The sequence below is a fragment of the Jeotgalibaca sp. A122 genome, assembly GCF_052266715.1.
Taxonomy (GTDB): Bacteria; Bacillota; Bacilli; order Lactobacillales; family Aerococcaceae; genus Jeotgalibaca.
Map to the genome: position 1 here is coordinate 74,441 of NZ_JBQPRB010000002.1, position 26,990 is coordinate 101,430.

Here is a 26,990-nt window from a genome sequence, read left to right on the forward strand (position 1 = left end):
TTATTTACAGTATAAATTATTTAGAATTGGATAGACAATGAAAACACTTACCTGTAGCTTTGGAGTCGAATTGGTTTCCTTTTTTTCCTTTCGCATTCCAAGTCTGTTAAAATAGTTGATAGGAATAAAAAAGTTTGTTGGAGGATAAGAATGGAAAAACATGAGGGGAAAATGGCAACGTACTGGACACTCGTTAAATCAACATTTATATTAAGTGCTTTTACGGTTGGCGGTGGCTATGTTATTGTTCCATTGATGCAAAAGAAATTTGTAGAGGAATTAGGGTGGATTGATTCCGAAGAAATGTTGGACTTAGTGGCTTTGGGTCAATCAATGCCGGGTGCTTTAGCAGTCAATACTTCTATTTTAATCGGCTATCGAATTGCGGGTATCCTAGGAGCATTAGTTACGTTACTTGGAACGGTTAGTCCACCGCTAATTATAATTACGATTGTATCTTATTTTTATATGTCATTCCGTGATAATGCTATCGTGGATGCTTTAATGTTAGGCATGCAGGTAGGTGTTGTGGCGGTTATTTTAAATGTTGTTTATAACATGGTTAAAGATGTAGCAAAACGTAAGGACGTCATTAATATCCTTATTTTGATTGGCGCATTTATTGCTGCCTTTGTATTTGATACGAATGTTATTGCAATTATATTTGTCGCAGGATTGCTTGGGTTTATTAATAACCGCATGAAAGGAGGCGCATAAGATGATTTTTATTGAATTATTTTGGGCCTTTTTCAAAATTGGGTTGTTTACCATAGGCGGCGGCTATGCTTCTTTACCTTTGATAGAAAATGAGATAGTAAGTGCAAAAGCCTGGATAACTATACAGGAATATACAGATATTGTTACTATTTCCCAGATTACACCCGGTCCGATTGCCATCAACTCGGCTACTTTTGTCGGAACCAAGGTGGGTGGCTTTCCAGGAGCTGTTACAGCTACCTTAGGCGTCGTGGCCCCCTCTGTAATCATTGCTCTGATTCTGGCAAAAATGTATTATAAATACCGAAATGTTGATACTATGCAAGGAATTCTTGCCGGTTTACGCCCAGCCGTAGTTGCTTTGATAGGATCTGCGGGAGCCACATTATTGGTGGCAGCGTTATTTCAAACAGAAGGCATTCAGATGGGGAATTTCAATATTAATTTAATCGCAATTTTAATGCTGGTCATTGCTTTTGTTGCGTTGCGTAAATATAAAGTAGACGCCATGCTAGTCATCTTCATATGCGGTATCACAACAGTTCTGTTATCCTTTATAGGAATAATGTAGGGGGAATTTGATGGGCCAATTACCGACAAAATGGACAGGTTTACCGCCTGCACGATTCATGAAATATAAAGGGTGGATAAACCGGAATAAACCTGGTATTTGTGGAACTTACTGTGCTTCAGTTCTACTGCATGATGCAATTTATCAGAAAACAAAAAAATCACTTCCAAAACAAGTGCTACTAGATGGGATGAAGGCAGTTGTGGATGATTTGTTACCTTACCGTGGCACTTTTTTTTGGGATCTTGCCCATGGTTTAAGGCGCATGCTTAGCCATACCAAAATTTGGCATGTGCGTATGGGGATTTTGAATGAAAGAATTATTCCCCGAATTTTAGGCAGTGATAATCCGCGACCCGTTATAGTCGGCACTACCAAATACTTAAATAGTAACTATAATAATCACTGGTTGGTTGTTTATGGTTATGGTTATAATGAAAAAGGAAAGCTGTATTTTCGTGGTTATGATAATCACGGTCGTTATAAAGCGATCGTTCCAGCTTCGCAGACAATCTGTTGTGTGTGGCTGGATGAACGTGAATAGGAGGAATATAAGTGAGAGAATTTGATTTTATTGCAATTGGTGGGGGAAGTGGTGGTATAGCTACGATGAACCGCGCTGCTGAGTATGGGGCAAAAACAGCTGTTATTGAAAACAATTTATTAGGTGGAACATGTGTTAATATTGGTTGCGTCCCCAAAAAAATCATGTGGTATGCGGCTGAAGTTAAAGATGCAATTATGAAATATGGTCCTGATTACGGATTTACAAGTAGTCATACGGAATTTGATTTCCAAACCCTCTTAAAAAACCGGGAAGCCTACATTGACCGTTCAAGGAATAGTTACCAATCAGGCTTTGAAAGACGAGGAGTAGAAGTGATTGAGGGCTATGCGAAGTTTGTGGACAGCCATACTGTTGAAGTGAACGGTGAACATATTCGCGCAAAGCATATTTTAATAGCTACGGGCGCAAGGCCCGTGTACCCGGATATACCTGGAAAAGAACTAGGGGAGACTTCTGATGATTTCTTTGCTTGGGAAGAGTTACCTAAAAAAGTAGCAGTAGTCGGTGCTGGTTATATTGCGGTTGAATTGGCGGGAGTAATGCAAACCTTGGGAGTAGACGTCCATTTGTTCACACGCTACGAGGGTCCATTGCGTTTGTATGATGAGGCAATCGTAAATGTCCTGGTTGAGGAAATGAAGAAGAATGGCCCGAGCTTACATACGTTTTCTGTTCCGAAAGAAGTTACTAAGAATTCTGATGGAACTTTAAAGTTGAGTTTTGAAAACGGCAATGCAGATAATTTTGATAAAATCATTTGGGCAGTTGGTAGAGAAGCAAATGTTGATGGAATTAATCTCGATGTGGCTGGTGTTCGTGTTAATCAAGCAGGTTTCATCCAAGTTGATGGTTACCAGAATACAAGCGCAGAAAATATTTATGCAGTGGGGGATGCGACTGGGAATAAGATGCTGACCCCGGTAGCTATCGCTGCAGGGAGAAGGTTATCCGAGCGTCTGTTCAATAATAAACCGAATGAGAAGTTGAATTATGACAATATTCCAACCGTTATATTTAGTCATCCGCCAATTGGTACGGTGGGTCTAAGTGAAGAAGAGGCAATTGCAAAACATGGCGAAGAGAATATACGAACCTATACCTCAACTTTCGGATCGATGTATACGGCTGTAACTGCTCATCGTCAAACTGTAAAAATGAAACTCGTTTGCCAAGGGCCAGATGAAAAAGTAATCGGGTTACACGGAATTGGTTTTGGAGTTGATGAGATGATCCAGGGATTTGCAGTGGCGATAAAAATGGGGGCCACTAAGGAAGATTTCGACAATACGGTGGCCATTCATCCGACAGGTGCGGAAGAATTTGTTACCATGCGCTAACCGTTATATCAAAAAAACAACCATCTTTTTGTACCCGTTTAAAAAAATAAAGCAGCCTTGAAGGTATGTCCTTCAAGGCTGCTTTTTTAAGGTTTTTTGGACTAGAAATGTCCAGAAATTTTGTTTATTTTAAGTTTAAACAGCTTTTTTCTTAAAGACAACCAACAAAAGCATTGCTCCGGTTATCAAGATTGAGACAAGCAGAAGGCTGTTCCCCTCAATACCGGTATCCGCAACCGCTTCGGTTTCCAAATCAACCTCCTGGGCTCTATAATAAATGGTGTTGGTAGGTATTCTTCTCGGAAATCCCGAAGGGCATTTCCTTCACCAACAACCAGATAAGCAAGAACCATTATAAAAGAGAAAAAATGCTTTAAGCTACAGAAAAAAAGCAGAACGCCGAAGCGTTCTGCTTTTTAGTTTACTTGATTATTTTTTACCCATTCCACGTTGAACAGCTTTAACTAATTCGACAATCGGAACGATTGCGAATGCTGATCCAACAGACACTGCCCATTGTAGGCCAGTCAATTCGGATACACCGAAGAATGTGTTCAAGCCAGGAGTCAAGATAACACCTAGTAACAATACAGCGGATAGGATTGTTGCATATACCAAGGTTTTATTGCTGAATACGCCAACTTGGAAGATAGACTTGTAAACAGACTTAGAGTTATATGCGTGGAACAATTGAATCATACCCAATGTGATAAATGCCATTGTTTCAGCATCCATATGAGCCAAATCACCAGTATGACCCATCATTGGGTTAGTAGAACCCCACCAGTAAACGAATAGAGTGATCGCACCTTCAAGGATACCTTGATAGATAATCGCGCCACCAACACCATTTGAGAAGAAGTTAGAGCTACGTCCACGTGGTTTTTGCTCCATGATATCTTTCTCAGCTTCTTCAAGTCCTAAAGCGATAGCTGGGAATGTATCAGTTACCAAGTTAATCCAAAGAATATGTACAGGTTCCAAGATTGTCCAACCTAGGAATGTAGCAACGAATAGGGAGAATACCTCACCCAAGTTAGCAGATAGCAAGAATTGAACTGCTTTTTGGATGTTAGCAAATACTTTACGTCCTTCTTCAACCGCAACAACGATTGTTTGGAAGTTATCATCAGCAAGAACCATGTCAGAAGCACCCTTAGAAACTTCTGTACCGGTAATACCCATACCAACACCGATGTCAGCTGTCTTCAAGGAAGGAGCATCGTTAACACCGTCACCAGTCATGGAAACAACTTTACCATGATTTTGCCATGCTTTAACAATACGTACTTTATGTTCTGGAGAAACACGAGCATATACAGAATATTTCTCTACATTACGTGCAAACTCTTCATCAGACTGTCCGTTCAATTCAGCACCAGTAAGAACAGCACCTTCTTGTCCTTCTTCAATGATTCCAAGACGAGCAGCGATAGCTTGAGCTGTATCTCTGTGGTCACCAGTAATCATGATAGTACGGATTCCAGCACCTTTAGCAGTTGCAATAGCAGCAGCAGCTTCTGGACGCTCAGGGTCGATCATACCGATCATACCAGCATACGTTAAATCAAACTCAACAGTTTCAGATGACATTGTCGCTGGAACTGTATCAACGAATTTGTAAGCCATAGCAAGAACACGCAATGCTTGAACAGCTAGGCCAGTGTTTGCTTTAAGGATTTCTTCGCGAATAGCGTCTGTCATTGGTTGAATTTCGCCATTCAAGTCAACTGTAGTAGTACGTTTCAATAATTCATCAGGTGCACCTTTTGTAGCGATTAGGTAACGACCATCAGCCAATTGGTGAATAGTAGACATCAATTTACGGTCTGATTCGAAAGGAACTTCAGCAACGCGTGGTTCTTTAGCAAGGTCTGCTTTAAGATCCATACCTTTATCAATACCATATTGAACCATAGCTGTTTCAGTTGGGTCACCGATTAGGTTACCATCACTACTGATTTCAGTATCGTTAGCAAAGTTCATGATTTTCATAACTGGTATATCTAATGCGATAGCTTCATCAGCATCGTGGATTTTACCGTTGTAGAAAACTTTTTCAACAGTCATTTGGTTCATTGTTAATGTACCCGTTTTATCAGAACAGATTACTTCAGTACCACCCAAAGTTTCAACTGCAGGCAATTTACGAACCAAAGCATTTCTCTTAGCCATTTTTTGTGTACCAAGAGCCAAAATGATTGTTGTGATAGCTGGCAGACCTTCAGGAATAGCAGCAACAGCAACAGAGATAGAAGTAAGTAGCATTTCCAACCATGGACGGCCGTTTAACAAACCAACGACGAACATAATTGCAGCAATTACTAAAATCAAAACAGTTAGAGATTTACCAAGTTGATCTTGGTTTTCTTGTAGAGGTGTTTTAGTTTCTTCTGCATTAGCCAACATGTTTGCGATGTGACCAACTTCAGTGTTCATACCAGTTCCCACAACAACACCAGCAGCACGTCCGTAAGTTACGTTTGTACTTGAGAATGTCATGTTTAAGCGGTCACCGATACCAGCGTCAGCATCAACTTCAACTAGCTCTTTTTCTACAGGAACAGATTCACCTGTCAAAGCAGCTTCTTCGATTTTTAGAGAGTTGGATTCAATCAAACGCATGTCAGCAGGGACAACGTCACCAGCTTCAAGCAATACAATATCACCAGGTACGATTTCATCACTACGTACAGTAACTACTTCGCCATCACGTTTAACACGTGCCATAGGAGAAGCCATTTGTCTCAAGGCAGCAATCGCTTCTTCAGCTTTTGCTTCTTGATAAACACCAAGAGCAGCATTTAATACAACAACCATAAGAATAATAAAGGCATCAGAAATTTCCCCTAAAACACCGGAGATTAAAGCAGCTGCTAAAAGTACAACGATCATGAAGTCCTTGAATTGATCCATGAATTTAGCCAGGAGTGATTTTTGTTCTCCCTCCTCTAAAGCATTAGGACCATATTCCTCGACCCGTTTTTTTGCTTCTGCGCTTGTAAGACCTGCTGCAGACGAATCTAATTTAGATAAGACTGTCTGAATGTCTTGAGCGTAGAAAGCTTCGCGTAATTGTTCTTTTGACACAATTTTTCCCCTCTCTTAATTGCATTATTCGTGCAAGATATGAAAAAAGACTCATGCAAACAGGCAAACCTCTTGAAAGAAAGTTTTCCTCATGCATAAGTCTCACTATTTAAGATAACACCAGCAGAATCGTGAAACTTACCCTACTTATTGTTGATGCTACCACAGCCGGAGCTGCTAGTTACTCCCCTATGGAGATATTCGTATCTAACACATACTAGATTATATAGGTTATTTTAAGTGTTTTCAAGCTATAATCCAAAAAATGTTAAATTATCCTAAATAAACGCCATAATAACGTAGTTAACCAAGAATAGTGCTGTCGAACCCCATAGGATAGGGTGTATTTCGCGTGTTTTTCCTAAAGTCACTTTTACAATTACAAAGAAGATAAATCCAGCTGCGATACCAGTTGAAATATTGTACGTTAAGCCCATGAATACTGAAGCAAAAAACGCAGGTATAGCTTCTTCCAAGTCAGTCCAGTTGATGTCCTTGAATGAAGACATCATTAATACACCAACGATAATGAGTGAAGGGGCAGTTGCTGCAGCCGGGACAATGCCAATTAAAGGTGCGAAAAACGCACTAACAATGAATAAACCAGCAACAACGACTGCTGTAAGTCCAGTACGGCCGCCAGAACCAATACCGGCAGCACTCTCCACAAAGGTTGTTGTGTTTGAGGTTCCGAATATTGAACCGAAAATTGTGCCGATGGAATCAGCGAATAATGCTTTATCCATTTTAGAAGAAAACCCTTGACCTTCTTCAAGAGCTTTTTCATCATCATATGAGAAAATACCAGAACGACGTCCAGTTCCGATAAACGTTCCAATAGTATCGAATGTATCTGAAAGGCTAAAAGCAAAAATGGTCATCAGTACTAAAGGTAGACGAGATGCATCAGAGAATAGTGAGAGTAAACCTTCACTCCCGAAAGCCGCACCAAATGTTACACCGAGTTCATCAATAGCTGCCCCTAAAGAGTTAGCTGCCATTACTTCAGAAGAGACTTGAACAACGTTCATTGGAATCCCTACTAAAGTTGTCGCAATAATCCCAATCATGATTGCACCACGGACATTCTTTACCATTAAAACAATTGTTAAAATGACACCAAATAAAGCTAGCAATGCATCTGGCTGGGTAAAGTTAACAAGGGCAGGGACGATTCCACCACCTGTAATAACAGTTCCAACGCCACCTTCATATGCCGCTTGAGCAGCATCATAGGGTGCTCCGTTTATTGAAATCATTGAACTTGCGTCAGATGTGAAATGTAACCAACCAGCATTTTTCAAACCGATATAAGCAATAAAAATACCGATTCCGCCACTGATAGCATGTTGAAGAGATTCTGGAATGGATTTAATAATCATTTTTCTGACTCTTGTTACTGTAATCAAGACATTGACTATCCCACAAAGGAATACCATAGCCAATGCTTGTTGCCATGAGAAGCCCAGTTGGAAAACAACTGTAAATGTAAAGAAAGCATTTAATCCCATACCAGGAGCCAAGGCATAAGGAACATTTGCATACAATCCCATAACTAAAGTACTAATTGCTGCAGAAATAATGGTAGCCAGGAAAACTGCTTGGCTGGGCATACCTGATAAAGCTAAAATGCTTGGATTAACAAAAATGATATATGCCATTGCAAAAAATGTAGTAAATCCCGCTAATATTTCAGTTGAAATGGTAGTCCCGTTTTCTTTCAACTTAAAAAACTTGTCCATGATAAAACTCCTTTAATAAAATTTGTTTTGTGCTGAAAGAATAAATGCGTAAAGTTCCTCTATACATAGCACAGAGGTAATTATAGCGGATAAAAGATATGTATACAATATTAAAATATTAACAATAAAATATCATAATTTGATTAATGTTCGGTTTTTTATCCATTTAATTAAAATGCGCCGTACGAATCCCCTAAATGTGGTAAAATGTAACAAGGAAAGACGGGAGGTGTCGATGTGAAAGAGAAATTATTCGTTATAGGTGATTTACATGGTGAATATGAGATGCTCAAAGAATTATTGAAGAAATGGGATAGAAACGACCAACAACTTTTATTTATAGGTGATTTAGCTGATCGCGGTCCCAACTCCAAATCATGTATTGAATTAGTGCAGTATCTCGTTCAAAATGAAGGAGCCATATGTCTAACAGGCAATCACGAGCAGATATTTTTGAATTTTTTGCGTCACCCCGACAGTTATTTCGGAAACTATCTCATTAACGGTGGAGGGAATACTATTTCTTCCCTATTGCCAGATTTGAAACAGAGTCGCGCTACACCAGAGGAAATAGCTGCTCTAGTTAAAGAACACTATCCAAAGCTAAAAAACTATATTGAAACACTTCCGCTCTATTACGAATGGCATGATTATATCTTTGTGCATGCTGGCGTTGATTTATCTCTTGAAGATTGGAAAAATACCCAGGCATCAGATTTTTACTGGATTCGGGAACCCTTCCATCACGGTTCTAATAAAACCGGAAAAACGATTGTGTTCGGCCATACGCCGACGCCGATACTGCATCAAGACAGTTCAAATTTCAACGTGTGGATGTCAGACAATAAGATTGGCATAGACGGAGGAGCTGTGTACGGAGGCATTCTTCATGGTCTCGTCTTTGATGAGGGTGGTTTAGTGGCACATTATGGTATACAAAAAACAGATGAAACGCTTCAAACGATAAGTTTCAAGTGAAAGGAACTCAAGGTCAAATGGCAGAAAACGAAAAAGTAATTCCTTTATTAAAAAAAGAACTGAAAACATATAAAGGCGGGCAAATAGAAGCAGTATTGAAGTTATTGGCAGATGGCAATACTGTTCCTTTTATAGCGCGTTATCGGAAGGAAATGACTGGTTCTTTGGATGAGGTGCAAATTCGAGAAATCGAAGAACGTCACCACTATCTAACCAATCTGGAAACACGTAAAGAAGAAGTGATTCGAATTATCGAAGAGCAGGGAAAAATGACTCCCGAACTTCTAAAAGAAATTGAATCAGCTGAAAAAATGCAAAAAATTGAAGATTTATACCGTCCTTATAAACAAAAACGTCGAACAAAGGCAGCAATTGCAAAAGAATTAGGATTGGAACCTTTAGCTGAGTGGTTATTGACATTCCCGGTTACGGGCTCAATCTCAACTGAAGCACAAAAGTTTTTATCCCAAGATGTCCCGACAGAAGAAGCGGCCATACAGGGTGCCCATGAAATTATTGCAGAAAAAGTGAGTGATGAACCGATTTTTCGTGAAAAAATTCGTGAATTCACGCGTCGTTTTGGACAAATTGTAAGTACGGTCAAAAACCAAGAAGCAGATGAAAAAGGGATTTTTGAAATGTACTACGAATTTAGCCAAGCCATTAGTTCTGTTCAACCCCACCGCATGCTGGCAATTAACAGAGGGGAAAAAACAGATATTCTTAAAGTGGCTTTTAAGGTAGACACGGATAAAATATATGGCTATCTAGAGTCAAATCTCATCAAAAATAAAAACAGCATCACAGCCTCCTTGGTCAAAGCGGCATATGAAGATAGTTACCAGCGCTTCATCGCCCCCGCCATCGAAAGGGAGATTCGCAATGAATTAACAGAAACTGCTGAAGAGCAAGCCATTTCTGTATTTGGTGAGAACCTTCGTAATTTATTGCTACAGCCGCCAATGAAAGGGAAGGTCGTCATGGGCTTTGATCCAGCTTACCGGACGGGTTGTAAGTTGGCGATTGTTGATGAAACAGGGAAAGTATTGGCGAAAAGCGTCATTTATCCGCATAAACCAGCTTCGCAACAAAAAATGAAAGAAGCTGGTCCTGCATTTAGAAAATTGCTTACAGATTATAATGTAGAAATGGTTGCAATCGGTAACGGTACAGCCAGCCGCGAGTCGGAACTTTTCGTTTCAGAACAAATTAAATTACTGGAGCAAACAATTTATTACGTTATTGTCAATGAAGCAGGTGCGTCTGTTTATTCAGCCAGCGACATTGCGCGCCAGGAATTTCCGGATTTCCAGGTTGAAGAAAGAAGTGCCGTCAGTATTGCGCGTCGTTTGCAAGATCCGTTAGCTGAGTTAGTCAAGATTGATCCGAAATCAGTGGGTGTGGGGCAGTACCAACATGATGTTTCGCAAAAACGTTTAACAGAGAGATTGGACTTTGTCGTTGAAACAGCCGTTAACCAGGTCGGAGTCAATTTGAATACGGCCAGTGCTCCATTACTGCAACACGTCTCCGGTTTAAATAAAACGATTGCCAATAACATTGTTTCCTTCCGTGAAGAAAATGGTGCTTTCACAGGGCGGACCCAACTGAAAAAAGTCCCCCGTTTAGGACCAAAAGCTTTTGAGCAGGCTGCGGGCTTTCTGCGAATTTTGGATGGTAAAAACATTTTGGATAATACCGATATCCACCCGGAAACATATGCAGAAGCTAAAGCAGTTCTGGAATTAGCGGGTCTTACTCTTAAAGAAGTGGGAACGGATAAGGCAAGAGAAGTTTTGGCTAAAATCGATCAAAAAGAAACGATTAATGCGACAGGTTTAGGAAGAGAAACGTTGCATGATATAATCCAAGGACTGACTAAACCAGGCCGTGATTTGCGTGATGATATCTCACAACCTCTTCTTCGCCAAGATGTATTATCTATGGAAGACTTAAAAGAAGGAATGGAATTAGAAGGAACCGTACGGAATGTTGTCGATTTTGGAGCATTTGTTGATATCGGTGTTAAACAGGATGGACTCGTACATATTTCCAAACTAACACATAAATTTGTCAAGCACCCGACTGATGTTGTTGCGGTAGGAGATATTGTCAAAGTTTGGATTGAGTCTGTTGATGTTAAAAAAGGACGAATTGCTCTAACGATGTTAGCCAAATAATTTGTTCCACCTATTGATGTTTGTTAGACTTATACTATCAATAGAAAGGGGATAAATAAGAAATGCCAAAGAAAATTGCTGTACTTGTTACCAATCTATTTGAAGATTCCGAATATACGTCTCCCGTTCAAGCTCTTGAAGAAGCGGGGCATACAACTGTCTCGATCGAACACAAAGCTGGCAATGTTGTCAAAGGAAAAAAAGGCGAAGCTGAAGTCACGATTGATAAAGGGATTGATGAAGTCAATCCAGCCGATTTCGATGCTTTATTAATTCCTGGTGGGTTCTCGCCCGATTCGCTTCGTAAACATGAAAAGTTTTTAGATTTTGTACGCCATTTTGATACCGGGCATAAACCAATCTTTACCATTTGTCATGGTCCACAGTTAATGATAAATGCTGAAGTTGTGAGAGGTAAGAAAATGACATCGGTAAGTCAGGTCGGTATCGATTTGAAAAACGCAGGGGCTATTTGGGAAGATAGCGAGTTAGTTATCGATGAGAGTGGCTTGATTACGAGTCGCACACCCGAAGATTTGCCGGCATTCAATAAAGCGATTGTAAAAGCATTAGAAGAATAAATGAAAGAGTTACGGCAGTCCTGAAATAAGGACTGTCTTTTTCTGGGATTTAGAAAGGCTGAATGAAGCATGAATCAAATGATGTTACAACAACTAGTTGAAGATATTTCCTTAAAATATTTTTCCCGTCCGTTTTTACACCAAGCAACTTTCAACCCACGTTTGAAAACGACCGGGGGGCGCTATCTATTACGTAGTCATAATCTCGATTTCAATAAAAGGGTTTGGGAATTATATGGAAGAGAAGAGTTAATTTCTGTTATAAAGCACGAACTTTGTCATTACCATTTACATTTGGAAGGGAAAGGTTATCGTCATAGGGATCAAGATTTTAAGCAGTTATTAGCTGCGACAGGTGGTAGTCGCTACGTGAAGGATTTACGCTCTGAACTTGAAAAAGAAAAATTGCTTCATTATATGTGTTCAGATTGTGGGCAAATGATCCCAAGGAAAAAGAAAATAAATACCGCTAAATATGTATGTGGACGATGCAAAGGAAAGTTGACTTTGAAAATAATGTGAAACATGGGGATGAAGAGGATGGACTATTCCAAAGAAGAGCTGCTCGAAGCAAAAAGACAAATTGCTTCGATATTACATAAATTGAGGGAAACGTTGAAGACACTAAAAGCGAAAGAAAATAGCGAAAGATACAAATCACAAATTACTTTGGCTAAACGGCGAATAACGGCTTTCGAAATAGCAATAGATTTGATCGAGAAGGAATTAAAGACCTAAGGTAACAAAGAAACCAGGAACAGGTTTTGATAACAGTCTGTACAAGACTCTGTAAAATCCAAATAGTTGTGCATTTTTTTACTTACACTGCAATTTTTTTCTAACAGTTTTGTTTTCGCAAACAATTATTTATACAAAAAAAGCCACCCGATTAGGTGGCTTTAATAATTTATCGTATGCGGCCAAGAGGACTTGAACCTCCACGGGGTTGCCCCCACCAGCCCCTCAAGCTGGCGCGTCTGCCATTCCGCCATGACCGCGCAACTATTTCAGTATAGGTCTGAAAACGATTTTTGTCAACACAAAAAAACGTGTTCCAACGATAGTTTGTTGGAACACGGAAAATTTATTAATAGCCTAGTTTCTTCGTTTTAGGCAGGAATAAAGTAGGCGTGGTGCGAACAATGACCAACAATACAACGACTGTAAAAGTAGCTGTAGCAAAGGCACTGGCACCATTCATAACGATTGAATAAAACCAAGGGCTCCATCCTTCTGGTGCGTATTGCCCCCAGAAATAATAACCAGCGATTGTATGCCAGAAGAATCGAGCTGCGGTTCCGACAACAGAAGCGAGAACTATATATAGGCTAGCGCGAAATTTATCATCTGACTGCATCATTTTTTGTGTTTTGCTGGACCAAATTCCGGCAAACCCACTGAATCCGAATGCAACAAAATATTCAATAAAACCTTGCAGAGGAGTCAGGATGTCTGCATTTGCGACAAAAATATGCATGATTCCCCATAGAAAACTTGCTACCATACCGGGAACAAAGCCACGACGTAGGGCATATAAGATTAGTACAGGCTGGCCAACTGTAATAGTGAAGCTCGGACCAATCTCTAGTGGGACGAACGATAACGCCGTAGCTAAGGCTGCCATTATTGTGGCTTCAATCCAGACATTTAAATTTTTTGACATAAAAAAATCTCCTCCTTATTGTAGAATGGAACTAACCTACTACAAAGGAGGAGAAAACAATTATTAACGTGTTCTCAACTCACACAATCCCTACGCTCGCATTAACGAAACAGGTTCAGAGGGTTAGAATTCTCATTCAATCTCAGCCGTTTCCGGCTCCCCTTTGTGATAAGTGTCCTATTCAATTGTATATAGCTTACCATAGCCGATAAAACAATGCAACACAATCGTTTAATCTGTACTATTTTCTAATGTACGATTAAATTTTTCCTCGAAATTTTTTTTCTTGCGGAAATTGATAATAAAGTCGATGAGGGCACCTGTAAATAACCCGATTCCAAAGCCCCAATTTATTTCATTAAATAAATAACCGATGATCAAGCCAGCGAACATCCCGATTGTTGAGAATGTATACGAATTAACGTGTTCAGTTTGTTTAGTTTCTGTCTCTTTTTTATAATTACCCACAGAAGGGTGGATAATAGATGTTTTCGTTTGGATATTTTTTCGTTGGATGTTAGATCCTTTTTTCTTTGCCAAAAAAATCTCATTCCTTTTCTAATGTATTTATTTGCTAGTATAACAAATAAAGTTGCCTTGCCGCAACGTCAGAAAGGAACCTTCCATCTTATTCTTCGCCCGGTTCCATGTCGACTGAATCTTCTTCCTTGAAATCCAATACACCATCTTGAAGCATTTTGAAGGCATCATCTTTAGGTGTATAGCCAATGTCAAAATGCGCCTGGGAAATATCCATGCGCGGGAAGCGATTGTTCGAGACGCCATTGACCAATAAGAAAGGTTCAGCCAATTCGGCTTCCAGGCAGCAATCGATTAGATGGCACATGTCTCTTTTGGACAAATATATGGCAAGTCCGTCCATATCTGTTACACCGGGTTCAATTTTACTATCAAAACCGCCAATTCTGATTCCAATCGCTTCTTGCTTGGAAGTATAGGCATGGAAACTAGCCAATGCTTCCATGTATACTTTTGAAACACCATATGCATCTGCCGGTTTTGGATAATCTGATGTTTTTACTTGAACATTTTTAGGATATCCCATAATTGCGTGCACGGAGCTGGCAAAAATAATGCGTTTAACGTTGCTTTTTATAGCCGCTTCGAATAAATTATGGGGAACTTTATAATTTAAATCGAGTAAGGTACCGTAAAAATCTGCTTCAGGACTAGGATCACCGGCCAAATGGATAACGTACTCAATATCAGTCAACAAGTCATTCCAATTTTCTGGTTTGACTAAATCGATATCCAAATAAATGAGTCCTTCGAGTAATGTATCAGACAAATTAGTAAATTCGACATCAACTAAAGTTAGTTCATGATTTGGTTTTAAATATTCGGTTAATACGGTCCCTATATTCCCGTTAGCACCAGTAATCAATATTTTAGCCATTTTACATACCTCCTGCACGTTTATAGACTAAATTTATAAATATAGAAATTAAATGTCAATTAAAAGCCATCGAAAATGAAAGAAAGTATTCAACTTTTAGGATATACTACATTCACACATAAAATACCGAGGGGGGACCGAGTAATGCCGAATATGGATTACGAACTTTATATGGATACAGCGGTACTCGCTGGGAAAATAATGCTGGAAAGCAATGCAGAGACGTATCGCGTGGAGGAGACTGTTACACGAATATTGAATCTAACAGAATTAAAAATGATTGATGCCTTGGCGCTTACAACTGGATTGATAGCGACTTTGGATAGTCCGGAGATGGATGCCATAACTGTTGTCAAACGAATCAGTGTGCGCAGTACGAATCTGGGAAATATTACCAGAGTCAATGATATTTCACGTCGTGTGACTAGTGGGGTCATTACAATCGAAGAGGCTTATAAGCAACTGAACGATATTAATGGAAAAACGTATAATGAATTATTTCAATCGATTGCCCTTATCGGGTTTATCCAAGCGATTGCCATTATGTATCAGGGCGGATGGACAGAATTTACAGCTCTCATTCCCATTTCAATAGCTGTTGCTTTTATTCGCTATTATGGTGGCCGTTGGCGTGTAACATCTTTTATTATTGACATGGTCGCAAGTTTCTTTATTGCCCTGCTTACTTATTTTATTGGGACAAGCGTTTCAGTTCCGATTTCTCAAGATATTATGATAATTTCTGCAATTATGCCTTTATTGCCTGGTACGGCCATGACAAACGGGGTGCGGGATATATTCCGAGGAGATTATATGTCCGGAGGGGCAAAAATACTTGAAGCATTCTTAATTGCTGTTTTTGTGGCAATGGGGATTGGTTTTGGATTAGTTTTAGGAGGGAGATTATTCGGATGATTACGATAATTTTTGAATCACTCGTTGCTTTTATTGCCGATGTTTTATTTGCGGTACTGCTGCAGTCTCCTAAACGCTCTCTCTTCCATATCGGTTTAACGGGAGCTCTGGGATGGTTTGTATATTTGATTAGTTTACAGTTTTTTGAAAATGTGGTTGCGACTTTATTGGCAAGTTTGACCATAGCTCTCTTTTCGCAATATTTTGCCCGTATTTTGAAAACACCCACGACTATTTATTTTTTACCTGCATTTTTTCCGCTTGTACCGGGGGAAGGGATTTATCGAGCTGTTTTTTCCTTTATTGAAGGCGATTATAGTAGCGCCACGGTTTATTTAAACGGAGCTCTACTCGTGTCGGGCGCAATTGCTGTTTCCATATTTTTGGTTGATTCGATGTTTAATCTTCAAGCACGCCTGAAAGTAATAAGTTTATCAAAAAAGTAATCATGTTGTAATCAAATTATTAAACGGTAGTAAACTAGTAATGGTAAGATATTCGTTAGGAGGCGAGTTTTTTGTCAGATAAAATACAATCTCGTGCACAGCGAAATAAACACAATAAAAAAAATAATGGTCGTTCTGATTTAGTATTGAAATTATCTATTGGTTTACTTGTTCTTGCTATCTTTATATTACTGCTGGAATTAATTTATCCTGGATCAAACGGGGCAAACGAGAATGATTTAGCCCTTGATTCCAAACAATCTGAATCTTCAATGATTATTCAAGAAACAGAATCTGAAGTAGATTCGGAATCATCTGAGGAATCGGTGGAATCAACTGAAAGTAAAGAATCTGAATCGAAAGAATCAGAGGAATCAGAAGTACGTGAAGTGGCATCCAACGATCCAAATGTTATCAAAGCATATGTTGGAGATTGGGCACCTATCGGAACAACGCAAACCGGGACACATGTGACGAATTATAACGACGGAAGTGCGGATCGCATTGAAATAAAGCAAGCAACTGCTCAAGCCACAGGCATCCCTGAGGGGGACATGGTTGAGTATTGGATTGGAAACGACGGGGACCAGCGTGTTACCGCAACAATTATGCAAACTTCAACAGGACGTTTTTATAAAGCTTATCTCACCTGGGTTGACGGCAAGGGTTGGCAAGTGACCCGCTATGACGAAATTAAAGAAGTTGTACAATGATAAAAAGAGGCGAACCCATTGGTTCGCCTCTTTTTGACTGTGAAGTTTTGTTAAATCAGTTCTCTTGCTCGTACCGTAATTCCATCTCTTTCATTTCAGTGAAGCTAACTTGGTCGAGTGTTTTTGCTGCAAGAAACAGATTAAAATCGTCGCGCGCTTCGTGATCTGCGGCATCCCACACGGCGAAGTCTGCCTCTTCATTTTCGTCCCATTCCAAGTCTTCTTGAAAAAGCAACATACTATCCCGCCATTCACGATACGCTTCGTATCTCATAGAATCCATAATTACCTCCATCATCTAGCGAACAATAAAAACCATCTCATTTTCGCGTTTTTCTATATTTGTAAATCCCCGCATGAAACCAGCAGATTCAAGGGTTTTTCTACCGATTAAATCCCCTGTTCCAATAATACAACGTATATGTTGTATATGATTCAAGCCGTCGACATATGCAATAAACCTACGCAAGGCTTCTGTACCGAATCCTTTGTTTTGGTGCTGCCAAGCCATCATAAAATAGGGCAAGTTGATTGAATCACCAGTTTTTGAAAACTCGAATACCATAAAGCCGACAACTTCCTCTCGCTGGTTGATAACTAAAGGTATCCGTATATCAGGTGCAACATAAGCCTTGGCTATTTCTTCTGCCACAGTGGGTAATTTTCCGGCTTGCCAAGCTTCCATTTTAAGACTGAGTACTGCATCAAGGTTTTCCTCTGTTAGATTGGTTAACTTCAGCATCTCAACGATCCTTTCATATTGCTATTTTACTTATTATAGTAGAGAAGGTAGGAAAAGTCAGTGGTAACGTGATAAAATATAATTAATGAATTTCTGGAAAAGGGGGATATTGATGAGTACTGTGGCACGAAGGCAAGAGATTTTAGAATGCCTCAAACGGGTTGAGGTGGCTGTGAGTGCGAGGAAATTGGCAGAGCAATTCAATGTCAGCCGACAAGTCATAGTGGGGGATATAGCATTATTAAGAGCAGAGGGATATGATATCTTATCGACTCCAAGGGGTTACCTCCTCCCAAGGAATGAGGAAGAAACTTATCTTTATCAAGGTAAAATTGTCTGCTTGCACACCGCTGATCAAACGAAAGAAGAACTCCAGATCATAGTTGATAATGGGGGACAGGTGTTGGATGTCATCGTAGAACACCCATTGTACGGAACGATCTCGGGAAAATTAAGAATTGCCAATCGTTTTGACATTAAAGAGTATTTAAAAGAAGTGAAGAAAAATGAATCAAAAATGTTAGCTTCATTGACTGGTGGAATTCATACACATACCATTCAGTGTAAAGATAAGAAGACCTTTAACCGTATTAAATCTGAACTCGAAACAGCAGGGATTTTATATGGTTGACTTTTTCAATGAAAAAACTATAATCAAAAAGGTAGGTGTCAAGACACCTGTTTTGACATAAAATTGTGATGAAGGGTTTTGATGTATTTTGAAAAATAGACAACGTACCAGAAAAATTACTATTGCAGCGTTATTGATTGCAGTAGGAATACTTATACCGATGATTTCTCCCTTGAAAATAATATTGGAACCCGCTTCTTTTACTTTAGCAAGCCATGTAGCTACTTTTATCGCGATGTTTATTTCCCCCTATGTAGCTGTTGCAGTTGCGATTGGAACTGCGTTTGGTTTCCTTTTAGGTGGATTCCCGATTGTTGTTACCCTTCGAGCAGCGAGCCATTTAATTTTTGCTTATTTAGGAGCAGTGTATTTATCTAAACACCCAAAAACTATGGCAATCACCAAAAATAGATGGATTTATAGTTTTTTAATTGGAATTTTACATGCATTATGTGAAGTGCTGGTTGTATCAGTTTTTTATTTCGCAGGCAATTTGTCGACCGCTTATTATGATCAAGGCCTACTTATTTCTGTTATGGGGCTCGTCGGTGTAGGTACGGTCATCCATAGTATGGTTGATTTGGAACTTGCTAGAATGGTATGGCGTGCTGTACCGAGTAAAACTGTCAAAGCTTAATGGTAAATACATCCTAGGTTGGATGTCTATTAAAACAATAAAGATTACTCTTATTGTTATAGGAGGGTGAATAAATGAAACATTTAAAAAAGTCGCTTGTATTATTAACTACTACTGTAACGCTAGGTGCTACGGGGACACTGGACCCTAAAAACGTATTAGCGAGTGAATCAGGAATTGATACGACTGTAATCAATGAAAAGTGGGGCAAACCCACCTTTGTCTATGGCGGGGGTCTGTCAGAAGTTCAAATAGAAGAAACAGCGGAATTATTAGGTATCGAAGTCATGGACAATGTTAATAGCATGGCTGTTACCGGTGAGGACCTGGCTAACTATTTAAATGAAGGTGCAGCCGACACATCAGTGATGATTTCATCTGTTCTTGTCCAGAAAGAGGATGCCGGTGAAGGTGTTGAAGTTACAATCCAAACACCTGACAATATCACTGAAATAACTGAAGAGCAATACACAAATGCCGCTATTACGGCTGGTGTTGCTGATGCAGATGTGATTGTTGCAAGTATCAGCCGTGTAACCGGTGAGAGTGCCTTGACGGGTATTTATAAAGCGTTTGATGCCAATGGTGAGAAACTAGATCAAGATCGTATGGAAGTTGCCCAGGAAGAACTGGAAACGACAAATGCAATTGCTCAAGAAAATGCTGCGGACGAAGGCTTTGATACTACCCGTTTGGATCAAGCTATCATTGAAATCAAGCAGGAATTGGCTGATTTAAAAGACCAGGTTGGCGAATTGGCTACTAGAGAAGATATTGAACGCATTATTAATGAGGCGTTGGCAAACAATCAACTTGAAGGCTATGTAACGCAAGAACAATTCCAACGGCTGCTTGACTTGTTTGAAAAGTACCAACAAACATCCGCGATTGACTCACAACAAGTGAAAGAACAATTGCAGGATTTGTCTAAAAATGTTCAAGGTAAAATCTCAGATTTAGTCTCAAAAGCTGAAGACAGTGGTGTCATTGACAAGGTTGGTAATTTCTTCAATGAAATTTGGCAAGCAATTCTCAATTTATTTAACTAGGATATGAAAAAAGCGTTCTGCATTTTTGCAGAACGCTTTTTGTTATAAGGCATAGACTATTTCCGCTAATTGCAGCATTAAAGGAATCGTTATGATAGAAATGAGCGAAGTTAAAACGACTATGCGTGCTCCATACTCGTAGTTTCCTCCGAATAAACGCCCGAGAATTGCTGTGTTCGCTGCTGCTGGGGCAACGGAAGCAATCGTCATGACAAGTTCTACTTCGCTATTATTTATAGGCAACAATTTGATGATGATAATGGCCAGTATGGGGGTAATCACTAAGCGCATAGCTGCTGCTTTATATGAAGTCCTATTAGTGAAAATTTCTTTCAATTCGCTATTAGCCAGAAAACTACCGATAATAATCATTGCTAGAGAAGTATTCAGGGCTGCAACGCTATTAACTGCTTTCCACATGAATTGTGGAAGTGGCAGTTGGGTGATGTATATAGATAGGCCAATTAAAGCACCAACCATACCAGGATTGGTGAATACTTTTCGTAAACTCATGGAACTACGATCCCCAGAAATTAAAGCACGGCCATAAGTCCACTGAAGGATATTGTTGCACATAATATAGGCCGACATAAAAAATACTCCTTGTGTACCGATTAAAGCTGTAACAATGGGAATACCAAAGAATCCAGAGTTAGAAAAAGTAACACCATACTTTGCCGTGCGATCTTCTTCGTCGAATACAAAGTGATTTAATAAAATACGACTCGTAATTGTTAGGACAGCGGCAATGATAGCCCAGCCGAACAATTTTAATCGGTTGAAATCAAAGTCAGCATTAAAGGACGCAATCATCGATGCGGGCATCACATACATGGATAAAAGAGTAGAAATTTGTTTCGCGCCATTTCCGTCGATGACTTTTCTTTTAACCAAAGCAAAACCAAAAAGAATGAGTATCAGCATTGTTAACATTTGCTGTAATAATATCGTGAACATGAGTTAATGAATTTCTCCCCTCTGAAGTTAAAGATAATTACTATCTTACCATATTATTTTCTACCTTTTCGACCAAATTAGATTATAATGAGAATACTTTATATGACATTCGGAGGGAAAATTTATATGACTGATTTTTTAACGATTCACCCTGGTCCGCAAGAATACATTTGTGCAGAAGGTGTCTTGGCTAGTTTGCCAATGCGGCTGCATAGGATTGGGATTACTCGCATCCTTATCGTACATGGGACTATATCATGGAAAAAAGCACAACCATTCTTGGAGCCGTTGTTAACTTCAGATATTAATATAGAGGAATACCATTTTATGGGCGAGGCAAGTGAAGAGGCAATAGCGGCAGTATCAAAGCGTGCCACAGAAACGGGAGCCGAAGCCATTATCGGCTTGGGTGGTGGTAAAATTCAAGATACAGCCAAATATGCAGCCTATCTCTCTAATTCATTACCATTCATTGCTATCCCTACACTAGCGAGTAACTGCGCACCATGGACTTCAGTTACTGTTGTTTACCATCCAGAGGGGAGCATGTCTGGTTTGGAAGTCTTACCAGTCCAAGCAAAGATGTTATTGATCGAACCAGCATTGGTTATTAATTCCCCTAAAGAATATTTTATCGCAGGAATGGCAGACACTTTGGCGAAATGGTATGAGTCAGATGTCATCTTGTCGTTGCCTGGGAACCAAATGAGTCCCATGTTACTTATGGCACGTAGAGCAGCAGAACTTTGTCAGAACATCATTTTGGAAAATGGAAACAAGGCGCTAGCTGATTTAGAAATGGGAGTCATTTCTCCTGAAATAGTAGCCGTCATAGAAACAATTATTTCTATTAGTGGAACGGTTGGCGGTTTTGGAGATTACTTGGCCCGCACCACTGTTGCTCATGAAATTCATGATGCGATAACCGTTTTTCCGGAATCACATCAATTTTTACATGGCCATAAAGTAGGCTATGGTATTCTGGTTCAATTAGCAGTCGAGAATAAATGGGAAGAAATTTCAAAGCTGAAAGAATTCTATTTTCCATTAGGGATTCCAACGTCCTTGAAAGAGATGGGGCTTGATTATTTAAGCGATGAACAACTAATGGAAATCGGTCAATTTGCGGCTCGTAGTGAATCACCTGTTGGTATGCATCCTTATAATATAACGGCAAAAGTGATTGCTGATGGTATGAGAATCTTAGAAAAAACTAATAATTAAAGCATTACAGTGAACATCGGTTATAATAGGAATACTAAACATTATCAAGGAGGTTGACTAGTTTGGATATTCTGCAAAATCAAATCGAATCATTGGCTGCTGAAGCTAAAAAAATTAAAGAAAAAGCTTATGTTCCGTATTCTCATTTTCCGGTGGGAGCAGCTGTTCTCTATAAAGATGGTACAGTAATTCCCGGTGTTAACGTTGAGAATGTATCTTTCGGGGCTACGAATTGTGCTGAACGTACTGCTCTCTTTACTGGTGTCACTAAGGGCTACGGCAAGCATGATGTAGCAGCCATCGCAGTTGCTGCGAATGTAGAAGACTACATCATGCCTTGTAGTATTTGTCGTCAGGTAATGGTGGAATTGTGTGATTCTGACACACCGGTTTTCGTGACAAATGGAAAAGGTGATATCAAACGTTTAACCGTCTCGGATTTGGTTCCTTATGCATTTGATACAATGGATAATTAAAAAAACGTGTACCCAACTTAACCACTAGGGTGGTGAATGGGTATACGTTTTTTTATATTTTTATTAATAAGTATCCAATAACCACCATCAATAGAAAATGGATGCTTGTAGAAATGAGACCCTGGTAATATTTTTTGTTAGCATTTATATTGTCGATAGTTAAAAGGAAACTTACCAAATAACTTAATTGGTGGATCGCCACAAATAGAAGGGCCGGAATTCCCAATCCAATGGGAGCAACAAAAGATAATAAAAAGAATGCGAGTAAAATCAAAATGTAGAGTGCATTCATGGCGCTGAACTCAGCCAGCCAACTTCCAAAGGTTGAAGGCCCTTCAACTTTATTCTTTTGGAAGAGGTAGGATAGGATACCATATAATAAATAATTTAAGAAGAAAAAGAGACTTAATTTTATTAACCATTCCAGCCAGGAATAGGAAAAACTTAGAACAGGTAAGATTGAGATAGAGGATAAAACTTGGTATGTATTTTCTAAAGCTCCGACGACTCGCGTCACTATTCCAGCAGATAAAACAGCGGAAATAACGAGCGTTAAATATCCATATAAGGTCAGAATATTCAGGTCGGGAATGCTCTCTAGCGGGTGAACGGTTTTTCTAGCCAGGAAAGTCCCGTAATGTGATAAAGAAGATAATCCTTTTCTAAAGCTAAATTGCTTTTCATCTTTCCTAGATGAAGCTTCGACATTTATTTTGTAGGATTGCTTTTCTACGAAAGGCTTATTTCCCTTTTCTTCGATCACTTCCATTCCACACATGGGACACACAACGGCGTCGTCAGGAATAGAGTGATTACAAAAATAACATTGTTTCATTTAAAAATTGCCCCTTTACAATTTCGGTCTCCCTTAGCATAATCGAGTTTCAATTTGAGCACAAGTAAAATTAACAAATTTCAAGGCTCATGTTACAATGGTGACATTACATTAAAAGGAGTCGATCTTATATGAAAATGGTTCACACTTGTATTCGGGTAAAGGATTTAGAAAAATCATTGGCTTTCTACAAGGAGGCTTTTGACTTCGAAGAAGTTTCTAGAAAAGATTATCCTGAACATAAATTTACTCTGGTTTATTTATCCTTGCCGGGTGACGATTATCAATTAGAGTTAACATATAATTATGATCATCCAGGCTATGAGTTAGGAGATGGCTATGGTCATATCGCAATAGCTGTGGAAGATGTTCCGGCGGCGCATGAAGCTCATAAAACTGCCGGTTTTGAAATGACGGATTTAAAAGGATTGCCTAATTCCGATTTCCGTTATTACTTTGTAATGGATCCAGATGGCTATAAAATTGAAGTTGTACAAGATCGTTAAAAAAAACTTGCGTATCCCATTTTAATATGATAATATATCATTTATGCGACGAGGCGACTTACGATCCATTTGCGATCGTAGTTGATGCGGGACATATGTGTTTAACACACCACGGTAAGTGGATGTTTGATAACAATTTGATGTGAACAAGGCGTTATCCATGATTATCATGCCGCAGGAGAGCTACACCCTTTTGGGTGTAGCTCTTTTTTTGTGGTTCTATTATTTATGGTGTTGGTAGGTATTCTTCGCGGAAATCCCGAAGGACGGTTGGGTTGCTGGTGGCCGTGTCAAGGATGCAATGCGAAAGTAGGGACCGTTGATGCTTCAGCGTCTACGGTCCCTTTGAGGCTTGCAAGCCCGGAGACTACAGGCTCAGAGCGGTCCCACGGCAGTACACAAGCAAACACGCAGGCCGAAGGGCATTTCCTTCACCAACACTAGATAACCAAGAACCTTTTTTGTTTGGTAAGTAGATTGAGGGGTACAAATGAAAATGAAAAAAATGACTTTTGATAGTCATGACCCAGCAACATTTCAATAACATCAATAATGAAAACCCTTTCTTACATCCCTGGAGATTGCTATAATAAAGGTATAGATTCCCCGGAGGTGAGTGGTATGAAAACGTGCTGGAAATATTTTATGCTTTTAGTTTCTTTTATTCTTATAGGCTGTTCCACAAATCAGGAAGATAATATGCAATCGGATGGCGGGCTTTCAACAGGTGACAGTGACATGCGCGACGAAGCTGCCGTAACCGGACAATCCGATGCAATTGAAGAGGGACTAATCGGGGAAAAAGTTATTACTACTATTTATCTTGAATATGAAACGCTACTTTATGAGGAATCCCGCGAACATATTTTGGAAACTGTACGGGAGCAGAATGCCTATGTAGAATACTCTTATGAATCGCAGTACACTCCTGCAGGTTCCTTTGGAGCAGATCCAAAAAAATTTCGACGTGTTGATTACACGGTAAGAGTACCCAAAGAAAATTTAGAACTTTTCATGGATGCTTTAATGGGGATGGATGCAGAAAAAATCAGTGAACAGATAGGTTCTGAGGACGCGACTAAAAATTATCGCGATACGGAATCCAGAATACGCGTCCTCAATCAGAAAGAAACACGTTTAAATGAACTTTTGGAACAAGCAGAAACAATAGAACAAATCCTGCAAATAGAAGATAATTTGAGTCAAACTATCGCCGAACGTGAAATTCTGCAATCACAATTAGATCAAATTGATGATTTAATCGATTATACAGCAGTGCATGTACAATTATTGGAACGGCAACGTATTTCCAATACGAGAAATCAATCACAGTCGTTTTGGGAACGTATCAGAGAAGCACTTCTTGATTCTCTATACAGCTTCTATTATTGGGTTCAAGATGCGGCCATTTGGTTGATTTATGCAATCCCTTATATTGTGATTATCGTGTTAATCACTATGGTCATTATCCTGATACGCAAAACTATACGCAAAAAGAAAAAATAATAGTAGCATATAACAGCACTCTCTAATATTTCGGAGAGTGCTGAATTGTTCAATAGACAGAATGAGGACTACTTACAATGATATGGTATTATAAAAGGGAAAAGGGAGGTTGAACTATGACAAAAAAAAGACTATATATTGTATCTTTAGATGCATTTGGTGATGCAGATTTAGAATTTGCCCGAACATTACCCCATTTCAAAGAGCTGATGGGAATAAGCGCCCAAGTAACTGGGATCCGAACAGTATACCCGTCATTAACATATATGGCTCATACTTCAATCGCTACAGGTATGTACCCAAATCAACATGGGATAACCAACAATACTTTATTGCAGCCGGAACGTATTTCTCCAGATTGGTTTTGGTATGAGAAAGCAATAAAAACACCCACTATTTTTCAAGTTGCCAAACAAGCAGGCTATACAATTGGTTCTCTTTTATGGCCGGTAACCGGTAGGAGTAAGGTAATTGATTATAATCTAGCGGAAATTTTTCCGAATCGTCCTTGGCAGAACCAAATTATGGTTTCGGGTTATGCTTCAAGTCTCAAATATACAGTTGAAATGAATAATAAATTTAAACACCTTCGTAATGGAATTGAACAACCACAACTCGATGATTTTATAATAGCGGTAGCAGTGGACACCATCATCAATAAGAAGCCTGACATGATGGCTATTCATCTTGTTGATTTAGACAGTACCCGGCATAAGTACGGAGTTAATAGCACACAAGCAAAAGAAGCTATTGTTAGAATGGATAAACATTTAGGCCAGATTTTAAGAGCTCTAAGTGAGAGTGGCATGAAGGAAGATACAGTATTGGCCGTCTTAGGCGACCATTATCAAATTGATACTCATACTGTCATTAGACCAAATCATTTGTTTGTTGATAAAGGTTGGGTTACTGTAAATAAACGCAATCAAATTACGGATTGGAAAGTTATCTTGAAATCTGCAGATGGTTCGGCATACATTTATCGCAAAGATCCAACCATCACCAATAAAATGATTCTTGATGCTTTAAAGGGAATCGATTCCCGTTTGGATAATATTTTTGGTAAAGAAGATTTTAAATACGATGGCGTCGATGAAAATGCAATTTTTATCCTTGAAGCTAAAAGGGGATATTATTTTAAAGATGACATTATTCATCCTTTTATGGAAAGTACCGCGAAAACGATAAAAGGCAGAACACTGGCGAAAGCAGCTCACGGATTCCACCCAGATAAAAATAACTATCAAACCATGCTGTTATTATCCGGCCCTGGCATCAATAAAGATGCTCGCTTAAATGGGGCCAGATTAGTGGATGAAGGCCCAACCCTATTGCATGCGATTGGTCTTCGTTTTCCTAATAAAACGGATGGACATGTGTTAAAAGATTTATTTTTATGAGAGACCATAATGAATTAAGAGGCCGAACAATTTAATGTAAAATTGTTGCTCTATATCGCATTATGAAATGATAGCGAAAACATTCTCATAATTTATGTAAGGGAAGTAA

Annotated in this window: 30 protein-coding genes, 1 tRNA gene and 1 riboswitch; of the genes, 20 read left to right on the forward strand and 11 right to left on the reverse strand. The window is 39.3% G+C overall.

The genetic code is table 11. The features are described from left to right. Positions 1–150: 150 nt before the first annotated feature. Genes ACTU7M_RS03000 through gorA form a run of 4 tightly spaced genes read left to right on the forward strand, consistent with a single transcriptional unit; the run spans position 151 to position 3,193 of the window. Positions 151–717 carry a chromate transporter gene (locus tag ACTU7M_RS03000; protein ID WP_443472894.1) on the forward strand — a complete coding sequence of 189 codons (567 nt, stop codon included), beginning with the start codon at positions 151–153 and terminating at the stop codon, positions 715–717. A 1-nt stretch (position 718) separates the two neighbouring features. Then, the gene (locus tag ACTU7M_RS03005) at positions 719–1,288 is read left to right on the forward strand and encodes a chromate transporter (protein WP_443472895.1); all 570 of its coding nucleotides are present in this window, start codon (positions 719–721) and stop codon (positions 1,286–1,288) included. Positions 1,289–1,298: 10 nt separating this feature from the next. Beyond that, on the forward strand, positions 1,299–1,832 hold the full coding sequence (locus tag ACTU7M_RS03010) for a dihydrolipoamide dehydrogenase (RefSeq protein WP_443472896.1): 534 nt from the start codon (positions 1,299–1,301) through the stop codon (positions 1,830–1,832). Positions 1,833–1,843: 11 nt separating this feature from the next. After that, positions 1,844–3,193: a glutathione-disulfide reductase gene (gorA, locus tag ACTU7M_RS03015; protein ID WP_443472897.1), complete on the forward strand. Its 1,350-nt coding sequence runs from the start codon at positions 1,844–1,846 to the stop codon at positions 3,191–3,193. 135 nt (positions 3,194–3,328) lie between these two features. Here gorA and ACTU7M_RS03020 read toward each other — a convergent pair whose 3' ends face one another. From ACTU7M_RS03020 to ACTU7M_RS03030, 3 genes are all read right to left on the reverse strand, one after another. Further along, positions 3,329–3,445: an LPXTG cell wall anchor domain-containing protein gene (locus ACTU7M_RS03020; RefSeq protein WP_443472898.1), complete on the reverse strand. Its 117-nt coding sequence runs from the start codon at positions 3,443–3,445 to the stop codon at positions 3,329–3,331. A 177-nt stretch (positions 3,446–3,622) separates the two neighbouring features. Beyond that, complete coding sequence (locus ACTU7M_RS03025; RefSeq protein ID WP_443473129.1) at positions 3,623–6,286, reverse strand: cation-translocating P-type ATPase; 2,664 nt, start codon at positions 6,284–6,286, stop codon at positions 3,623–3,625. A 275-nt stretch (positions 6,287–6,561) separates the two neighbouring features. Next, positions 6,562–8,025, reverse strand: a complete 1,464-nt coding sequence (locus ACTU7M_RS03030) for an NCS2 family permease (protein ID WP_443472899.1) — start codon at positions 8,023–8,025, stop codon at positions 6,562–6,564. 237 nt (positions 8,026–8,262) lie between these two features. On the opposite strand from ACTU7M_RS03030, the gene ACTU7M_RS03035 reads away from it, so the two are divergent. The 5 genes from ACTU7M_RS03035 to ACTU7M_RS03055 all read left to right on the forward strand — a co-directional run bounded on the left by ACTU7M_RS03035 (position 8,263) and on the right by ACTU7M_RS03055 (position 12,502). Next, positions 8,263–9,003 carry a metallophosphoesterase family protein gene (locus ACTU7M_RS03035; protein WP_443472900.1) on the forward strand — a complete coding sequence of 247 codons (741 nt, stop codon included), beginning with the start codon at positions 8,263–8,265 and terminating at the stop codon, positions 9,001–9,003. Between the two features lie 17 nt (positions 9,004–9,020). After that, entirely contained in the window at positions 9,021–11,183 is a 2,163-nt protein-coding gene (locus ACTU7M_RS03040; RefSeq protein ID WP_443472901.1) for a Tex family protein, read from the forward strand. 62 nt (positions 11,184–11,245) lie between these two features. Further along, positions 11,246–11,764 carry a type 1 glutamine amidotransferase domain-containing protein gene (locus tag ACTU7M_RS03045; RefSeq protein WP_443472902.1) on the forward strand — a complete coding sequence of 173 codons (519 nt, stop codon included), beginning with the start codon at positions 11,246–11,248 and terminating at the stop codon, positions 11,762–11,764. A 69-nt stretch (positions 11,765–11,833) separates the two neighbouring features. Beyond that, on the forward strand, positions 11,834–12,286 hold the full coding sequence (locus ACTU7M_RS03050) for a SprT family protein (RefSeq protein WP_443472903.1): 453 nt from the start codon (positions 11,834–11,836) through the stop codon (positions 12,284–12,286). A gap of 18 nt (positions 12,287–12,304) precedes the next feature. Further along, the gene (locus ACTU7M_RS03055; protein WP_443472904.1) at positions 12,305–12,502 is read left to right on the forward strand and encodes a hypothetical protein; all 198 of its coding nucleotides are present in this window, start codon (positions 12,305–12,307) and stop codon (positions 12,500–12,502) included. 177 nt (positions 12,503–12,679) lie between these two features. Here the strand turns inward: ACTU7M_RS03055 and ACTU7M_RS03060 are convergent. The 4 genes from ACTU7M_RS03060 to ACTU7M_RS03075 all read right to left on the reverse strand — a co-directional run bounded on the left by ACTU7M_RS03060 (position 12,680) and on the right by ACTU7M_RS03075 (position 14,844). Then, positions 12,680–12,762, reverse strand: a tRNA-Leu gene (locus ACTU7M_RS03060). Between the two features lie 89 nt (positions 12,763–12,851). Further along, entirely contained in the window at positions 12,852–13,427 is a 576-nt protein-coding gene (gene thiT, locus ACTU7M_RS03065) for an energy-coupled thiamine transporter ThiT (protein WP_443472905.1), read from the reverse strand. 70 nt (positions 13,428–13,497) lie between these two features. Continuing rightward, positions 13,498–13,600, reverse strand: a riboswitch (TPP riboswitch). A gap of 58 nt (positions 13,601–13,658) precedes the next feature. Next, positions 13,659–13,967, reverse strand: coding sequence for a hypothetical protein (locus ACTU7M_RS03070; RefSeq protein ID WP_443472906.1), 309 nt, complete (start codon positions 13,965–13,967; stop codon positions 13,659–13,661). 88 nt (positions 13,968–14,055) lie between these two features. Then, positions 14,056–14,844 (reverse strand): NAD-dependent epimerase/dehydratase family protein, encoded by a 789-nt coding sequence (locus tag ACTU7M_RS03075; protein ID WP_443472907.1) that lies wholly within the window; start codon positions 14,842–14,844, stop codon positions 14,056–14,058. Positions 14,845–14,988: 144 nt separating this feature from the next. On the opposite strand from ACTU7M_RS03075, the gene ACTU7M_RS03080 reads away from it, so the two are divergent. The 3 genes from ACTU7M_RS03080 to ACTU7M_RS03090 all read left to right on the forward strand — a co-directional run bounded on the left by ACTU7M_RS03080 (position 14,989) and on the right by ACTU7M_RS03090 (position 16,918). Continuing rightward, positions 14,989–15,759: a threonine/serine ThrE exporter family protein gene (locus tag ACTU7M_RS03080; RefSeq protein WP_443472908.1), complete on the forward strand. Its 771-nt coding sequence runs from the start codon at positions 14,989–14,991 to the stop codon at positions 15,757–15,759. Continuing rightward, a complete protein-coding gene (locus tag ACTU7M_RS03085; RefSeq protein ID WP_443472909.1) occupies positions 15,756–16,205 on the forward strand; it encodes a threonine/serine exporter family protein in 450 nt (149 codons plus the stop codon). The genes ACTU7M_RS03080 and ACTU7M_RS03085 overlap by 4 nt, the downstream gene beginning before the upstream one ends. Positions 16,206–16,276: 71 nt before the next feature. Next, positions 16,277–16,918, forward strand: a complete 642-nt coding sequence (locus tag ACTU7M_RS03090) for a YrrS family protein (protein WP_443472910.1) — start codon at positions 16,277–16,279, stop codon at positions 16,916–16,918. A gap of 55 nt (positions 16,919–16,973) precedes the next feature. Here ACTU7M_RS03090 and ACTU7M_RS03095 read toward each other — a convergent pair whose 3' ends face one another. Both ACTU7M_RS03095 and ACTU7M_RS03100 read right to left on the reverse strand, forming a co-directional pair. Further along, on the reverse strand, positions 16,974–17,201 hold the full coding sequence (locus ACTU7M_RS03095; RefSeq protein ID WP_443472911.1) for a hypothetical protein: 228 nt from the start codon (positions 17,199–17,201) through the stop codon (positions 16,974–16,976). A 15-nt stretch (positions 17,202–17,216) separates the two neighbouring features. Beyond that, positions 17,217–17,660, reverse strand: a complete 444-nt coding sequence (locus ACTU7M_RS03100) for a GNAT family N-acetyltransferase (RefSeq protein ID WP_443472912.1) — start codon at positions 17,658–17,660, stop codon at positions 17,217–17,219. Between the two features lie 112 nt (positions 17,661–17,772). Between ACTU7M_RS03100 and ACTU7M_RS03105 the strand changes: the two genes are divergently transcribed. From ACTU7M_RS03105 to ACTU7M_RS03115, 3 genes are all read left to right on the forward strand, one after another. Then, entirely contained in the window at positions 17,773–18,291 is a 519-nt protein-coding gene (locus tag ACTU7M_RS03105; protein ID WP_443472913.1) for a transcription repressor NadR, read from the forward strand. 88 nt (positions 18,292–18,379) lie between these two features. Then, a complete protein-coding gene (locus ACTU7M_RS03110; protein ID WP_443472914.1) occupies positions 18,380–18,928 on the forward strand; it encodes a hypothetical protein in 549 nt (182 codons plus the stop codon). 74 nt (positions 18,929–19,002) lie between these two features. Next, positions 19,003–19,977, forward strand: a complete 975-nt coding sequence (locus tag ACTU7M_RS03115; protein ID WP_443472915.1) for a DUF1002 domain-containing protein — start codon at positions 19,003–19,005, stop codon at positions 19,975–19,977. A gap of 42 nt (positions 19,978–20,019) precedes the next feature. On the opposite strand, the gene ACTU7M_RS03120 is transcribed toward ACTU7M_RS03115, so the two are convergent. Next, positions 20,020–20,934, reverse strand: coding sequence for an AEC family transporter (locus ACTU7M_RS03120; RefSeq protein WP_443472916.1), 915 nt, complete (start codon positions 20,932–20,934; stop codon positions 20,020–20,022). A gap of 126 nt (positions 20,935–21,060) precedes the next feature. Between ACTU7M_RS03120 and ACTU7M_RS03125 the strand changes: the two genes are divergently transcribed. Beyond that, a complete protein-coding gene (locus tag ACTU7M_RS03125) occupies positions 21,061–22,158 on the forward strand; it encodes an iron-containing alcohol dehydrogenase family protein (protein ID WP_443472917.1) in 1,098 nt (365 codons plus the stop codon). 68 nt (positions 22,159–22,226) lie between these two features. Next, a complete protein-coding gene (gene cdd / locus ACTU7M_RS03130; protein ID WP_443473130.1) occupies positions 22,227–22,634 on the forward strand; it encodes a cytidine deaminase in 408 nt (135 codons plus the stop codon). Between the two features lie 52 nt (positions 22,635–22,686). Here the strand turns inward: cdd and ACTU7M_RS03135 are convergent, their stop codons facing one another. Next, positions 22,687–23,469, reverse strand: coding sequence for a hypothetical protein (locus tag ACTU7M_RS03135; protein WP_443472918.1), 783 nt, complete (start codon positions 23,467–23,469; stop codon positions 22,687–22,689). 131 nt (positions 23,470–23,600) lie between these two features. On the opposite strand from ACTU7M_RS03135, the gene gloA reads away from it, so the two are divergent. From gloA to ACTU7M_RS03150, 3 genes are all read left to right on the forward strand, one after another. After that, positions 23,601–23,975 (forward strand): lactoylglutathione lyase, encoded by a 375-nt coding sequence (gene gloA / locus ACTU7M_RS03140; protein ID WP_443472919.1) that lies wholly within the window; start codon positions 23,601–23,603, stop codon positions 23,973–23,975. A gap of 621 nt (positions 23,976–24,596) precedes the next feature. Further along, entirely contained in the window at positions 24,597–25,481 is an 885-nt protein-coding gene (locus ACTU7M_RS03145) for a DUF4349 domain-containing protein (protein WP_443472920.1), read from the forward strand. A 116-nt stretch (positions 25,482–25,597) separates the two neighbouring features. Next, on the forward strand, positions 25,598–26,881 hold the full coding sequence (locus tag ACTU7M_RS03150) for an alkaline phosphatase family protein (protein ID WP_443472921.1): 1,284 nt from the start codon (positions 25,598–25,600) through the stop codon (positions 26,879–26,881). Positions 26,882–26,990: the final 109 nt, after the last annotated feature.